The organism is Curvibacter fontanus (genome assembly GCF_054780335.1).
Map to the genome: position 1 here is coordinate 14,202 of NZ_BAAGWN010000003.1, position 14,254 is coordinate 28,455.

Below are 14,254 nucleotides of genomic sequence, written 5' to 3' on the forward strand. Positions count from 1 at the left end.
GAAAAAGAAAGTGGTCTGATGCGCGACGCATCAGACCACGGGACGGGCTGAAACAGGCCTTAGACGATGGCGAGGTTTTCTGTGCCGGCGGCGAGGTCCTGCGACTTGCCGCGCTGGCTGTTGAGCTTGATCTGCAGGCGCAGATCGTTGAGCGAATCAGCGTTGCGCAGCGCGTCTTCGTAGGTGATCTGATTGCCTTCGTAAAGATCGAAGAGAGCCTGGTCGAAGGTCTGCATGCCGATGTTGCGGCTCTTTTTCATGATCTCCTTGACCTCCGAGACCTCGCCCTTGAAGATCAGGTCGGAAATCAGCGGGGAGTTGAGCAAGACCTCCACGGCCGCGACCCGGCCCTTGCTGTCCTGCTTGGGGATCAGGCGCTGCGAGACCAGGGCGCGCAGGTTGAGCGACAGGTCCATCAGCAGTTGCGGGCGGCGCTCTTCGGGGAAGAAGTTGATGATGCGGTCCAGGGCCTGGTTGGCGCTGTTGGCGTGCAGGGTGGCCAGGCAGAGATGGCCGGTTTCGGCGAAGGCCACGGCGTGTTCCATGGTCTCGCGGTCGCGGATCTCGCCCATCAGGATCACGTCGGGCGCCTGGCGCAGCGTGTTCTTGAGCGCGATTTCCCAGCTGTCGGTGTCCAGGCCCACTTCGCGCTGCGTGACCACGCAGTTCTTGTGGGGGTGCACGAACTCTACCGGATCTTCGATGGTGATGATGTGGCCCTGGGAGTTCTCGTTGCGCCAGTCCACCATGGCGGCCAGCGTGGTGGATTTGCCCGAGCCGGTGGCGCCCACCATGATGCACAGGCCGCGCTTGGCCATGGTCACTTCCTTGAGCACCTGCGGCACGCCCAGGGTGTCAATGGTCGGGAGTACGGCTGGGATGACCCGCAGCACCAGGCCCACCTTGCCCTGCTGGATGAAGGCGTTGGCGCGGAAGCGCCCGACGCCGGGCGGCGAGATCGCGAAGTTGCACTCCTTGGTGCGCTCGAATTCGGCAATCTGCTTGTCGTTCATGACCGAACGCGCCAGCGCCATGGTGTGCGCCGAGCTCAGGGGCTGGGGCGAGACCTTGGTGATCTTGCCGTCCACCTTGATGGCGGGCGGAAAGTCAGCGGTGATGAAGAGGTCGCTGCCGTTGCGGCTGATCATCAGCCGCAGCAGGTCGTTGATGAATTTGGTTGCCTGGTCGCGCTCCATGAGAGCACCTCCTTCCTGGTGCGTCCCGCCTCAGCGGCGAGACGCGTGGGTTGCTCGTACTCCCGCGGCTTCAGCCGGGGAAGTTCTCCGGGATCTTGGCCTTGCCGCGGGCCTCGGCGGCGCTGATGATGTTGCGCTTGACCAGGTCGGTCAGGTTCTGGTCCAGCGTCTGCATGCCCACACTGTTGCCGGTCTGGATGCTGGAATACATCTGCGCCACCTTGGCCTCGCGGATCAGGTTGCGGATGGCCGGCGTGCCCAGCATGATCTCGTGCGCCGCCACGCGGCCGGCGCCGTCCTTGGTCTTGCACAGGGTCTGCGAGATCACGGCCTGCAGCGACTCGGACAGCATGGCGCGGACCATTTCCTTTTCCTCGGCCGGGAACACGTCGATGATCCGGTCGATGGTCTTGGCGGCGCTGGAGGTGTGCAGGGTGCCGAAGACCAGGTGGCCGGTTTCGGCCGCCGTCATGGCCAGGCGGATCGTCTCCAGGTCGCGCATTTCGCCCACCAGGATGGCGTCCGGGTCTTCGCGCAGTGCGGATTTGAGGGCGGCGGCAAAACTCAGGGTGTGCGGGCCGACCTCGCGCTGGTTGATCAGGCACTTCTTGGATTCGTGCACGAACTCGATCGGGTCTTCCACCGTGAGAATGTGGCCGAACTCGGTTTCGTTCAGGTAATTGACCATGGCCGCCAGCGTGGTGGACTTGCCCGAACCCGTGGGGCCGGTCACCAGCACCAGGCCGCGCGGCTTGAGCGCCAGGTCGCCGAAGATCTTGGGCGCGTTGAGCTGCTCCAGCGTCAGGATCTTGCTCGGGATGGTGCGGAACACGGCGCCGGCGCCGCGGTTGTGGTTGAAGGCGTTGACGCGGAAGCGCGCCAGGCCGTCGATCTCGAAGGAGAAGTCGACCTCCAGGAACTCCTCGAAGTTCTTGCGCTGGGTGTCGTTCATGATGTCGTACACCATGGCATGCACTTCCTTGTGCCCCAGGGCGTCGACGTTGATGCGGCGCACGTCGCCGTGCACGCGGATCATGGGCGGCAGGCCGGCGGAGAGGTGCAGGTCGGAGGCCTTGTTCTTGACGCTGAATGCCAGCAGTTGGGTAATGTCCACGTGTCCCTCTATCCTTTGGGTCGTCTTTTGCTACGCTTGCACAACAATTATGACCGTGATTGACGCCCAGCTCCAAGCCGTTCATGCCCGCATCGTGGCCGCGTGTCATGCGGCAGGTCGCGACCCGGCGGAGGTCCGCCTGCTGGCGGTTTCCAAGACCTTCGGTTCCGAAGCGGTGCGCGCGGCCCATGCGGCCGGCCAGACGGCCTTTGGCGAGAACTACATCCACGAGGCCGTGGACAAGATGGCGGCGCTGGCCGGTCTGCCCCTGCAGTGGCACTGCATCGGCCCGATCCAGAGCAACAAGACGCGCCTGGTGGCCGGGCATTTCGCCTGGGCCCAGACGGTGGATCGGCTCAAGATTGCGCAGCGGCTCAGCGAGCAGCGCCCCGCAGGCCTGCCGCCCTTGCAGGTCTGCCTCCAGGTCAATGTCGACGGCGGCGCCACCAAGTCCGGCGTGGCGCCGGCCGATGTGCTGGCGCTGGCGCGTGCGGTGGCCGTGCTGCCGCACCTGCAGCTGCGCGGCCTGATGTGCATCCCCGACCCGCAGCCGGACTTCGAGGCCATGAAGGCCGTTTTCCTGCGGGCCCACGCGCTTTATGAGGCGCTGCGTAGTGCGGGCCTGGCGCTCGACACCCTGTCCATGGGCATGACAGCCGACCTGGAGGCCGCCATCCATGCCGGCAGCACCCTGGTGCGGGTGGGCACGGCCATCTTCGGCGGCCGGCCGGCAGGGGGCCATAACGTGGAATAAGTCACGGCTTTGCAAGCCGGCGAGGTATGGAGGGTTGACCCGCTGGGCAGGGGCGTACTTGTTACATAAAATTACAGACAGGCCCATCATGTACCCCAAGCTTGCCGCCCAGGCTCCCTGCAGACTGTCCGGAATGACCATCATCGAGCTTTTGCTCGTGCTGGCCATGATCGGTGTGCTGGCGGCCCTGGCGCTGCCCAAGTACCAGAGTTACCAGGAACGGATCAGGCAGACCCAGGCCATCCAGGACATCATGGTTCTGCAGGCCCTGATTCAGGACCATCGCCTCAACAGCGGCAGCTATCCGGCGACGCTGGCCGAGGTCGGCAACGCCGACCGGCTGGACCCCTGGGGCCGTCCCTACGTCTATCAGGAACTGGCCAGCGTCCAGGGACATGGCAAGGCGCGCAAGGACCGCAAGCTCAACCCGCTCAACTCGGATTTCGATCTGTACAGCGTGGGCAAGGACGGCGACTCGAAGACCCAGCTGACCAACAAGGTGAGCCTGGACGACATCGTCCGTGCCAATGACGGCGCGTTCATCGGCCTGGCGGCCGATTACACGGACTGACGGAAATCTGGCGCCCGCCATGCTGCCCCTGCTGAAGCTCCCCATACAAGGCCTGTTCCTGCGCAGCCAGGTGGCCCGGCGGGTGTTTCTGCTGTTCCTGCTCTCGGCCCTGGTGCCGGCCCTGCTGCTGGCGGGGCTGGCCTACAGCCATATGCGCACCCTGGACCGGGAGCACGTGCAGCGCCAGCTCGCCCTCGAGGGCGGCAATTTCGCCAGTGGCCTGTACGAGCGGCTGCTGGGTGCGCACTTCATGCTGAGCGTGCAGGCGGCCGGCCTGCGCCAGGGACTTCCCGTGCTCCAGGTTGATTCGGAACTGACGCGCAAGGTGTTCCGGCGCATCGACACGCCTGCGCAGGCGCAGGCGCCGGCGGCAGGCGCCGAAACTTCCACGCCGGACCCCCTGCTGCGTGAGCCGCAGCGGCAGGCCCATCTGGCGCGCGGCGAGAGCGTGCTGCTGGTGCGCCGCGACGCCAGCCCTGCCCGCCTCGAACTGGTGACCGCCATCGATCCGGCGCAGGCGGCAGCGGGCCTGCTGCTGGCCGAACTGGCGCCCGCGCATGTGTGGGGCGATTCGGAAGAACTGGCCTTCGGGACCCAGGCCTGCGTGCTCGATGCCAAAGGGCAGGTCCTGTACTGTTCCGACCCGCAGCTCGCGACGGTCGCTGCCGAGGCCGTGGCGCGAGGCCTGGAGCAGGCGATCAGCCAAAGCGGCGAGTGGCAGTACCACATCCGCAGCCTTTTCCTGCGGGCCCGTTTTGCAGAGGACGACTGGGCCGTCGTCACCCTGCGCCCTCGCGGGCCCAGTGATGCCGGCCTGAGCCGCCTGGCTTATGTCTTCCTGGGCATCGTGGTGCTGACCCTGCTGCTGGTGGCCCTGCTCAGCGGGGTGCAGCTGCGGCGCACGCTGGTGCCGCTGGAGCGGCTGATCGAGGGCACGCGGCGTATCGCGCGCGAGCAGTTCAACCAGCCGGTCGTGGTGAGCCGTGACGACGAGTTCGGCCAGCTGGCCCATGCGCTCAACCGGATGGCCGCGCGGCTCGGCCGGCAGATCGGTACGCTGCGCGCCCTGGGGGAGATCGACCAGGACATTCTTTCGCGCGTGGACATGGAGCGTGTCATCACCCGGGTGCAGGAGCGCCTGCACGAGCTCTGGCCGAACGCCGTGACCAGCATGGTGGTGTTCGACCAGCAGGCCGCCGACTTCGGCATCGTGCACCTCCACGCCGGCGAGCAGGAGATGACGTCCAAGATGCCCAGCAAGCTGGAGCCCTGGCTGCTGGAGCAGCTGGTGCGCGATTACGACGGCATGTGGTTCGATGTTGGCGGTGGTGATTTGCCGGATTTCCTGTCCATGGTGGCCGATGCCGGCGCACGGCGCATCCTCGTGCTGCCCATCTTCTGGCGCGAGCAGATCAGCGGCCTGCTGGCCATCGGCCTGATGGAATCGCGCGAGTTCAGCAACGAGCTGGTGCAGCAGGCCCGCGATCTGGTCAACCGCATCGGCGTGGCCCTGGCGGCCCATGCCCGCGACGAGCAGCTCAAGTTCCGCGCCTACCACGATGCACTCACCGGCCTGCCCAATCGTCCGCTGCTGGTCGAACGCCTGAACCAGGAGATGGCGCACACGCGCCGCAACGGCAAACAACTGGCCGTGCTGTTCATCGACCTAGACCGTTTCAAGAAAATCAACGACAGCCTGGGTCACGACGGCGGCGACCGGCTGCTGTGCCAGGTGGCAGAACGCCTGAGCTCCTGCACGCGCGAAGGCGACACGGTGGCCAGACTCGGGGGCGACGAATTTGTCGTGCTGCTGCCCGGCCTGGGCAACACCCAGCAGGCCGCGCGCCTGGCCGGTGAGATGCTGGGGCTGATGGCCGAACCTTTTTTGATCGGCGGCGGCGGCAACTACATCAGCGCAAGCATCGGCGTGGCCATCTTCCCGGACGATGGCAGCCTGGCGAGCGAACTGCTCAAGAAAGCCGACATGGCCATGTACCGGGCCAAGGCCATGGGGCGTGGCCGCATCATCTTCTTCGAAGAAAGCATGAACCTCACGCAGCAGGAGCAGTCCGTGCTGGAGCGCGAGTTGCGACTGGCCATCGCGCGCGACCAGCTCTCCTTGCGCTACCAGCCGCGCGTGCGCCTGGTCGATGGCAAGTTCTCGGGGGCCGAGGCGCTGCTGCGCTGGCATCACCCCGAACTGGGCTGGGTCCCGCCGGAGAAGTTCATCCCGCTGGCTGAAGAGGCCGGGCTGATCGACGAATTGGGTGGCTGGGTGCTGCGCCAGGTCTGCGAGCAACTGGGGCGTTGGCAGTCGGCCGGCTATCGCACCACCATCTCTGTCAATGTCTCGGGCCGCCAGCTCAAGTCCGGGCGTCTGGTTCAGCAGGTCCAGCAGGCGCTGGATGCCAGCCAGGTGACGCCGGCGGCGCTCGAACTCGAGGTGACCGAAAGCACGCTGATCGACAACATCGAGCAGGTGAGCGAGCAGCTCGGCCAGATCAAGCAGACCGGGGTGCTCATCGCGCTGGACGATTTCGGCACGGGTTACTCCTCGCTGAGTTATCTGCAGCGCCTGCCCATCGACATTCTGAAGATCGACCGCTCGTTCACGCGCGAACTCGGCCGCGACGATGGAGCCGGCAGCATTGTGCATTCCATCATCGCGCTCGCGCATGCCCTGGGCAAGACGGTGGTCGCCGAGGGCGTAGAACACGAGCAGCAGGCCGAGCTGCTGCGCGTCTGGCAATGCGAACAGGCCCAGGGTCATTACTACAGCGCGCCCATCACGGCCGATGAACTGGAAGACCTGCTGACGCCTTCACGCCCAGCCGAGATATTCTGAAGGGGGAACCCCCTGCGGGAGACCGCCATGTTCCATGACCGACTCGATGCCGCCGGCCAGCTGGCCGAGCGACTGGCGGCCTGCCAGGGCCGGCAGCCGCTGGTGCTGGCCATACCGCGCGGCGCCGTGCCCATGGCCCGGCGCATCGCCGAACGCCTGGGGGGCGACTTCGATGTGGTGCTGGCGCACAAGCTGTGCGCGCCCACCCAGCCCGAACTGGCCATCGGTTCCATCGACGAGCATGGATGGACCTACATCGCGCCCTTCGCTGCATCGGCGGGGGCGGACGCCGCCTACCTGGCCGAGGAACAAGGCCGGCAACTGCAAACGCTGCGCCGGCGGCGCGCCCTGTACACGCCTGTCCGCGCTCCGCTGGCCCCGGCCGGCCGGACCGTGATCGTCGTCGATGATGGCCTGGCCACGGGGGCCACCATGGTGGCTGCGCTGCACGCCCTGCGCGAGCAGCAACCCGCCAGGCTGCTGTGCGCGGCGCCGGTGGCCTCGCCCGAGGCCTTGCGCAAGATCCGGCCGCTGGCGGACGAGGTGGTGTGCCTGCTGGCGCCCCCGGGCTTCCAGGCTGTGGGCCAGTTCTACCGCAACTTTCCGCAGATCGAGGACGAGGAGGTGATCGCCCTGCTGCGGGGCTGAGCGTCATCAGGCATGTTTTCCATGTTCATGACACCTTGCCGTTCAGGCTCAGGGCGAACGGGTGCTCCTCATGAGCCATGAAAGTTTCAGCAGGTCCAGTGCCGCGCGAACCAGGCAGCGGCCTGCCGCGCTACGTCCTCCAGTGCGCCGGGCTCTTCGAAGAGGTGGGTGGCGTCGGGAATCACGGAGAGTTTTTTCTCGCAGGACAGCCTCGCGCAGGCCTCGCGGTTGAGTCGCAGGATCTCGCTGTCGGCGCCGCCCACCAGCAGCAGGGTGGGTGCGCGCACCTTGGCCAGCGCATGGAGGCCGGCCAGATCCGCGCGGCCGCCGCGTGAAACCACGGCCTGTACGTCCTCGCCGAGAGCCGCCGCGGCCTGCAGCGCGGCGGCCGCGCCGGTGCTGGCGCCGAAAAAGGCGATGGGCAGGTGGCGGCTGGCCGGTGTGTGCAGGCGCACGAAACGCGTGGCCACCAGCAGGCGGTGTGTCAGCAAGGGGATGTCGAAACGCGTGCGGTAGTCCAGCTCCTCGCCCAGCGTCAGCAGGTCCAGCAACAGCGTGCCGCTGCCCTGCGTGTGCAGCACACGGGCCACATGGTTGTTGCGCGGGCTGTGGCGGCTGCTGTCGCTGCCATGGGCGAACAGCACCAGGCCGCGCGCATCGGCCGGCAGTTCCAGCAGGCCTTCGATGTGCACGTCATCGACCGGGATGCGCAGCAGTTCTTGGGACATGGTCACCTGGCGCCTCGGGCGTACGGTACTGCGTGTCGAGCGGCACGTCAACTTCGGTTCCTGGGCAGGGGCGGGTCGGAGCGCATGGACAAAAAGTCGCCTCGATGCACAATGCCTCCTATGGATTCAACAACTCTCGAGGAGGTGTGATGCAACCCGCACAAGGTCTCATGGCTCGCTGGCTCAACCTGAGCCTGTCGATCCGGCTGGCGATCGGTATCTTTGTGATCATCAGCCTGATATTCCTGATTTTTGTCATGACCATCAGTTATTCGACGATGCGTTCCTTCGAGCGGCGTGGGGTCGCGGATCTGAACATCCAGACCCGGCTCATCGCGGACCTCATCGACGCCTCGGACAAGGATCTGCGCGTGCGCGCGGCCGCGCTGGCCCAGGCTTTCCAGGCCCGTCTCAAGGGGCAGTTCGAGCTCGATCCCGCGATCACCGAGGTCAACGGCAAACCCGCGCCCACGCTCAAGCTGGACGGGCGGGTGCTCAACATGAACTTCGAGACGGCCGACGGTTTCACGTCGGGCACCGGGGCCGTGGCCACGGTCTTTGCCAAGACCGGCCAGGATTTCATCCGCATCACGACCTCGCTCAAGAACGACAAGGGCGAGCGCGCCATCGGCACCCTGCTGGACCAGGCCCATCCCGGCTACAAGGCCACGCTGGAGGGCAAGACCTACGCCGGGCCGGCCGTGCTGTTCGGCAAGCCCTATATCACCCAGTACGACCCGATCCGCAACGCGCAGGGCCAGGTCATCGGTCTGTCCTTCATCGGGCTGGACTACAGCGATTACCTGAACCAGCTCAAGACCACCATCCGCAGCCTCAAGATCGGCGAAACCGGCTACTTCTACGTCATGGATTCGCGGCCCGGCCCCAGCTACGGCCGTTTCATCATCCACCCGGCCTCCGAAGGCAAGATCCTGCTCGACAGCAAGGACGCCAGCGGGCGCGAATTCCTCAAGGAAATCCTGGAGCGCAAGAACGGTGTCATCCACTACCCCTGGCTTGACAAGGAGCGGGGCGAGACGCAGGCGCGCGACAAGGTTGCGGCCTTTGTCCACTTCCCGGGCTGGGAGTGGGTCATCGCCGGGGGCACTTATGTCGAGGAGTTCACCGCCGATGTACGCAGCCAGCGCCTGCTTTATGCGCTCATGGGCGTGGCCATGGTGTTGCTGATCTCGGGTGCGCTTTATGTCCTGATCCGGCGCACCGTCATCCGGCCCCTGGGGCAGGCGAAGGCCATCGCCGACGCTCTGGCCGGGGGCGACCTGACGGTGCGCGTGGACAACACGCGGGGTGACGAGTTGGGTCAGCTCATGAGTTCGATGAACCGCGTTGGCAGCGGCCTGGCCGAGGTGGTGCAGACCGTGCGCCAGGGCAGCGAGGGCGTGGCCACGGCCAGCGCCGAGATCGCCCAGGGCAACACCGATCTTTCGTCGCGCACCGAAAGCCAGGCCAGCGCACTCGAACAAACGGCGGCTTCCATGGAGCAACTCGGTTCCACCGTGCGCCAGAACGCCGACAACGCACGCCAGGCCAACCAGCTGGCCCAGCGCGCCAGCACCGTGGCGGTGCAGGGCGGTGAGGTGGTGGCCCAGGTGGTCGACACCATGAAAGGCATCAACATCAGCGCGCGCAAGATCCACGACATCATCAGCGTGATCGACGGCATCGCCTTCCAGACCAACATCCTCGCGCTCAACGCCGCGGTCGAAGCCGCACGCGCGGGTGAGCAGGGGCGTGGCTTCGCCGTCGTGGCTTCCGAGGTGCGCAGCCTGGCCGGGCGCAGCGCCGAGGCGGCCAAGGAGATCAAGAACCTGATCACCGACAGCGTGGAGCGGGTGGAGCAGGGCAGCGCCCTGGTCGATCAGGCCGGCGCCACCATGAACGAAGTCGTCACGGCCATCAAGCGCGTGACCGACATCATGGGCGAGATCAGCACCGCCAGCGGCGAGCAGAGCGCCGGCGTGGCGCAGATCGGCGAGGCCGTCTCCAACATGGACCAGACCACGCAGCAGAACGCCGCGCTGGTGGAAGAGATGGCCGCTGCGGCGTCCAGTCTCAAGAACCAGGCCCAGGAACTGGTGCAGGCCGTCAGCGTCTTCAAACTGACGCGCTGAGAACTCGCGAATCAATCTGCTGCGCGACCCGATCGCCGCGTTGGGCGGTGCGCGCCATCCTCACGTACAGGAAGGACGTTCCGGCGGCTGTGCTCGGGCCGCTCGCGCGCGATGGCGTCGGCGCCGCCGCCGGGCGGGAGGCCGGCCATGAGCAGGGCGGCGGCCCTGGCCCAGGGTGCGGCGTTTGAGATTCATGACAACACTCCGGGAGGGCAAAAGGATCCGGCGGTTTTGTACCAGTGCGATGCCTGACTTGCTGACGTGAAAATGACGCCTGCGGGGCGAGGAAAGCTTTTAAACTCACCCGACGATGTCCCCGGTCGTCGGGCGAGTGCCGGCATGGCCGATGTCGGGTCCGGAAAAAATAAAAATGGGGAGTGACAGTTTTGAGCCGTATTGCCTATCTATGTCCCTGTTCCCGGATCACGCTCCGTCCGAGCCCAAGCCCTCCGATTCACCGTTCCTGAGGACTGCTTCCGGGCGAGCGCAGCGGCGGCTCTGGCGGACCGAGGGGCTGGGCCTGTACAGCCTGGTGGGCCTGATCCTGCTGACGCTCTGGGGCCTGGTCATCGGCGTCTCGGCGTTCCAGAAGCAGCGCCTGGTCAATGATGCGCAGCGTGAGCTGGGCTATCTGCGCAGCGCCGTGGCGCAGCATACCGAGAGCGTGCTCCGCTCGGTCGAGACGAATCTGCGCGTGGTGGACCGCTGGCTGCAGGACCGCCCCGGCATCGACCCGCTGCGCGACCCCGGCTTCATCAGCCTGGTGGAGGAGATGCGCAAGTCCTCGGCCGGGCTGATCGATCCGCGCATGGTCTCGACCCGGGGGCAGCTGCACTACCTGCCCACACGCGACGGCCGGCCGCTGGCCGATGTCAGCGACCGGGCCTACTACCGCGAAGCGCTGAAGCTCGACGCCGGCCAGCTCTACATCGGCGATCCGGTGCTCAGCCGCGTGACCGGCAAATGGGGCATCCCGGTTTCCATGCGCCTGCGCAAGCCGGTGGGGGGCATGCAGGTGGTGTTTGCCGCGATCGAGCTGGACCGCCTGCAGGCCTTCCACGAACAGTTTCGCGTGCAGCCCGCGGGCGCGGTGTCGCTGATGCGGCGCGACGGCGTGTTCCTCTCCCGCACGCCCTTCGAGGCCAGGCTCATCGGCCGCGATTTCTCGGACCAGCCCTGGTTTGCGCTCATGCGCCAGCAGGCGCGCGGCGCCTTCATCACGGACGGCAGCCTGACCAACAACCCGCCGCGCCTGCAGAACTTCGAGCAGTTGAACGACTATCCGCTGATCGTGATCGTGAGCCGCAATGTGGACGATGTGCTGGCCCACTACTACGAACGCCGCGGCATCATCGTCGGGGTGGTGGCGCTGATCACCGTGCTGGGCCTGTTTTTCTCCTGGCGCCTGCACCGGGTCCAGCATGAACGGCACCGGGCGGCCGCCATGCTCATAGCCGCCGGGGATGCCTCCCCCCTGGGCCAGTTCCGCACCGACGCCCGGGGCCGCCTGGTGGCGGTGAACGAGGCCTGGCGCCGCATCCATGGCGTCGCGCAGGACCTGCCGATCCAGGATGGGTCCTTCTCCGCGGGCCTGGCCCCGGCGCTGGCGGCCCAGATGGCCTTGCCGGCCTACCTGTCCGAGGGCGAGCACACGCTGCACCGCGCCGATGGCCGCGAGCTGCTGCTCAAGGTGCGGCGCGCCGACATCGTGGTCGACGGCGCGGTGCAGGGCTGCAGCGGCACGGTGGAAGACGTCACCGAGCGGCGTGCCAACCAGAAGGCGCAGCGCATGCTGACGGAGGTCTTCGAGCTCAGCACCGACCTCGTGGTGCAGAGCGATCGGGACGGCAACTGCCTTTACGCGAACCCGGCCTTTCGCCGTTTCATCGGCCATGCGCTGCAGGCGCCCCTGGGCGCCCTGAGCCTGCGGAGCATCCTGGGGCCGGAGCAATTCGCGCGCCGCGAGCGCGAGGTGCTGCCCACGGCCTTGCGGCAGGGCTACTGGCTGGGCGAGACCGCGGCCCGCGACGCCCAGGGCGATGAGCGCGTCCTGAGCCATCTGGTGATCGCGCACCGCTCCCCGGATGGCAGCGTCCAGCACTTCTCGGCCATCCTGCGGGACATCACGAGCGACAAGCTGGCCAAGCAGCAGTTGCAGGCCAGCGAGCAGCGGCTGCGCGATATCGCGGACAACGTGCCCGCCCTGATCGCCGAGACCGGGGCCGATCTGCGCTTCCGTTTCGTGAACCGCCGTTACGAGCAATGGATGGGCCTGGACCGCCGGACCCTCATCGGCCAGCGGGTCGAGCAGCTCTTCCCCGAAGCGGTGGTCGAGGCCGTCATGCCCAGGCTGCAGGCGGCCCTGCGCGGCGAAGAGGTCGAGTACGAGCGCCAGATCTCGGAAGTGGCCGACGTGCGTCTGGTGCAGTTCCACCTGGTGCCGCGCAAGGATGCGCAGACCGGCGCGGTGCTGGGTTTCTACACCCTGGGCTTGGACATCACGGCCGCGCGCCAGGCCGAGGCCGCCTTGCACCAGAACGAAAGGCTGCTCACCAGCATCACGGACCGCATGCCCATGCGCGTGTCCTTCGTGGACCATGAGCAGCGCTATCGTTTCGTCAACCAGGCCTACGAGCAGGCCTTTGCCCGGCCGCGCCAGGCCTGGTACGGGCGCACGGTGCGCGAGATGCTGGGCGATGCGGCCTACCAGAAAGTCGAGCCCTTCGTCCTGCGGGCGCTGCAGGGCGAGGCCGTCAGCTTCGACGGTGAACTGACCACGGCCGAGGGCTACCGCAGCTACCGCTCCGATTACGTGCCGCAGTTCGCCGAGGACGGCCACAGCGTCGTCGGCTTTGTCTGCATCGTCATCGACACCACGGGCCAGAAGCTGGAGGAGCGCCGCCTGCTGGCTCTGAGCGAGCGCGACCCCCTCACCGGCCTGCTCAACCGCGCGGGCTTTGACAGCCGGCTGCGCGGGGCGCTGCGTCACGCCCAGGACCGGCAGACCGGCCTGGCCGTGATGTACCTGGACATCGACCACTTCAAGCAGATCAACGACAGCCTGGGCCATCTGGTGGGAGACCTGCTGTTGCAGGGCTTCGGCGGCCGGCTCTCCAAGTCCCTGCGCGCCACCGACACGGTGGCCCGGCTGGGCGGCGACGAGTTCGCGATCCTCCTCGAGGAGCTCGACAGCCCGCAGCCCGCGGCGCGCGTGGCGGCCCATATCGTGCAAGCCATGCAGGAGCCGTTCGCCCTGGACGAGCGCAGCGTGTCCGTCACCACCAGCATCGGCGTGACCGTGCAGATGCAGGCCGGCGCAGGGCGCGTCTTGCCGCAGGATCTGATGCGTCGCGCCGACGAGCAGCTGTACGCAGCCAAGGGCGCGGGGCGCAACCGCTACCGAATGGAAGAGGAAGAAACAGGCCCTGCCTAGCCCCAGAGCCGGAACACCAGCGGGATCAGCAGCGAGGCCAGCACCACCTGCAGGCCCATGGCCAGGCCGGCGTAGGCGCCGGCGTCGGCGTTGACCTGCAGCGCGCGCGCCGCACCCAGGCCGTGCGAGGTGGTGCCCAGGGCAAAGCCGCGCGCCATCCAGCCGGCTTGGGTGGTGGGGATGCGCAGCAGCTCGAACAGGTATTTGCCGCTGAGGGCGCCGATGATGCCGGTCAGCACGGCGAACACCGCCGCCAGCGCCGGGATGCCGCCGATCTTCTCGGCCACGCCCATGGCCACCGGCGCCGTGACCGACTTGGTGGTGAGCGACTGCACCACGTCGGCCGGCAGACCGAAGGCCTGGCCCAGCAGCCAGGCCGAGCCGGCCGCCGCCGCGCCGCCGATGAGCGCGGCCAGCAGCAACCGCACCCAACGCGCGCGCAACTCCACGCGCCGCTGCCACAGCGGCCAGGCCAGGGCCACCACGGCGGGCCCGAGCAGGAAGTGGATGAACTGCGCGCCCGCAAAATAGGTCGGGTAGGGCACGCCGGTGACGAGCAGGACGGCCGCGATCACCAGCACGGTCCACAGCACCGGGTTGGCCCAGGGCGCCTGGCGGCGATGGGTGTAGAAGGCATGGGCCAGCACGTAGACCGCCATGGTGGCCGTCAGGCCGAACAGCGGCGTGCTGGAAAGGTAGACCCAGAGCTGGACGAAGTTCTGCATGGTGTCCTATTGATTTTTTCTTTATTCATGACACCTTGCCGTTCAGGCTGAGCTTGTCGAAGCCCTTCGACAAGCTCAGGGCGAACGGGCGTGAGGTGCCCGTCATGA

10 protein-coding genes are annotated in these 14,254 nt (G+C 67.0%); 6 read left to right on the forward strand and 4 right to left on the reverse strand.

Annotated elements, in window-relative coordinates:
* Window positions 1-59: 59 nt before the first annotated feature.
* Both ACYVH8_RS00630 and ACYVH8_RS00635 read right to left on the reverse strand, forming a co-directional pair.
* A complete protein-coding gene (locus tag ACYVH8_RS00630; RefSeq protein ID WP_460486943.1) occupies window positions 60-1,196 on the reverse strand; it encodes a PilT/PilU family type 4a pilus ATPase in 1,137 nt (378 codons plus the stop codon).
* A gap of 70 nt (window positions 1,197-1,266) precedes the next feature.
* Window positions 1,267-2,310, reverse strand: a complete 1,044-nt coding sequence (locus tag ACYVH8_RS00635; RefSeq protein ID WP_460486944.1) for a type IV pilus twitching motility protein PilT — start codon at window positions 2,308-2,310, stop codon at window positions 1,267-1,269.
* Between the two features lie 49 nt (window positions 2,311-2,359).
* Here ACYVH8_RS00635 and ACYVH8_RS00640 point away from each other — a divergent pair, with 49 nt between their 5' ends.
* From ACYVH8_RS00640 to ACYVH8_RS00655, 4 genes are all read left to right on the forward strand, one after another.
* On the forward strand, window positions 2,360-3,064 hold the full coding sequence (locus ACYVH8_RS00640) for a YggS family pyridoxal phosphate-dependent enzyme (RefSeq protein ID WP_460486945.1): 705 nt from the start codon (window positions 2,360-2,362) through the stop codon (window positions 3,062-3,064).
* Window positions 3,065-3,152: 88 nt separating this feature from the next.
* Window positions 3,153-3,635, forward strand: a complete 483-nt coding sequence (locus tag ACYVH8_RS00645) for a prepilin-type N-terminal cleavage/methylation domain-containing protein (protein ID WP_460486946.1) — start codon at window positions 3,153-3,155, stop codon at window positions 3,633-3,635.
* Between the two features lie 19 nt (window positions 3,636-3,654).
* Window positions 3,655-6,480, forward strand: coding sequence for a putative bifunctional diguanylate cyclase/phosphodiesterase (locus ACYVH8_RS00650; RefSeq protein WP_460486947.1), 2,826 nt, complete (start codon window positions 3,655-3,657; stop codon window positions 6,478-6,480).
* Between the two features lie 27 nt (window positions 6,481-6,507).
* The gene (locus ACYVH8_RS00655; protein ID WP_460486948.1) at window positions 6,508-7,128 is read left to right on the forward strand and encodes a phosphoribosyltransferase; all 621 of its coding nucleotides are present in this window, start codon (window positions 6,508-6,510) and stop codon (window positions 7,126-7,128) included.
* Window positions 7,129-7,214: 86 nt separating this feature from the next.
* Here the strand turns inward: ACYVH8_RS00655 and ACYVH8_RS00660 are convergent, their stop codons facing one another.
* Entirely contained in the window at window positions 7,215-7,856 is a 642-nt protein-coding gene (locus tag ACYVH8_RS00660; RefSeq protein WP_460486949.1) for a dienelactone hydrolase family protein, read from the reverse strand.
* A 149-nt stretch (window positions 7,857-8,005) separates the two neighbouring features.
* Between ACYVH8_RS00660 and ACYVH8_RS00665 the strand changes: the two genes are divergently transcribed.
* Together ACYVH8_RS00665 and ACYVH8_RS00670 are read left to right on the forward strand one after the other, a co-directional pair.
* Complete coding sequence (locus ACYVH8_RS00665; protein ID WP_460486950.1) at window positions 8,006-9,988, forward strand: methyl-accepting chemotaxis protein; 1,983 nt, start codon at window positions 8,006-8,008, stop codon at window positions 9,986-9,988.
* A 406-nt stretch (window positions 9,989-10,394) separates the two neighbouring features.
* On the forward strand, window positions 10,395-13,421 hold the full coding sequence (locus tag ACYVH8_RS00670; RefSeq protein ID WP_460486951.1) for a PAS domain-containing protein: 3,027 nt from the start codon (window positions 10,395-10,397) through the stop codon (window positions 13,419-13,421).
* Here the strand turns inward: ACYVH8_RS00670 and ACYVH8_RS00675 are convergent.
* Window positions 13,418-14,146, reverse strand: a complete 729-nt coding sequence (locus ACYVH8_RS00675) for an LrgB family protein (RefSeq protein ID WP_460486952.1) — start codon at window positions 14,144-14,146, stop codon at window positions 13,418-13,420. The genes ACYVH8_RS00670 and ACYVH8_RS00675 overlap by 4 nt on opposite strands.
* Between the last annotated feature and the right edge of the window lie 108 nt (window positions 14,147-14,254).

Bases quoted from the DNA above. Each gene is read 5' to 3' on its own strand.
- ACYVH8_RS00665 (WP_460486950.1), top strand. From the start codon at position 8,006: ATGCAACCCGCACAAGGTCTCATGGCTCGCTGGCTCAACCTGAGCCTG.
- ACYVH8_RS00640 (WP_460486945.1), top strand. From the start codon at position 2,360: ATGACCGTGATTGACGCCCAGCTCCAAGCCGTTCATGCCCGCATCGTG.
- ACYVH8_RS00645 (WP_460486946.1), top strand. From the start codon at position 3,153: ATGTACCCCAAGCTTGCCGCCCAGGCTCCCTGCAGACTGTCCGGAATG.
- ACYVH8_RS00630 (WP_460486943.1), bottom strand. From the start codon at position 1,196: ATGGAGCGCGACCAGGCAACCAAATTCATCAACGACCTGCTGCGGCTG.
- ACYVH8_RS00670 (WP_460486951.1), top strand. From the start codon at position 10,395: ATGTCCCTGTTCCCGGATCACGCTCCGTCCGAGCCCAAGCCCTCCGAT.
- ACYVH8_RS00660 (WP_460486949.1), bottom strand. From the start codon at position 7,856: ATGTCCCAAGAACTGCTGCGCATCCCGGTCGATGACGTGCACATCGAA.
- ACYVH8_RS00650 (WP_460486947.1), top strand. From the start codon at position 3,655: ATGCTGCCCCTGCTGAAGCTCCCCATACAAGGCCTGTTCCTGCGCAGC.
- ACYVH8_RS00655 (WP_460486948.1), top strand. From the start codon at position 6,508: ATGTTCCATGACCGACTCGATGCCGCCGGCCAGCTGGCCGAGCGACTG.
- ACYVH8_RS00675 (WP_460486952.1), bottom strand. From the start codon at position 14,146: ATGCAGAACTTCGTCCAGCTCTGGGTCTACCTTTCCAGCACGCCGCTG.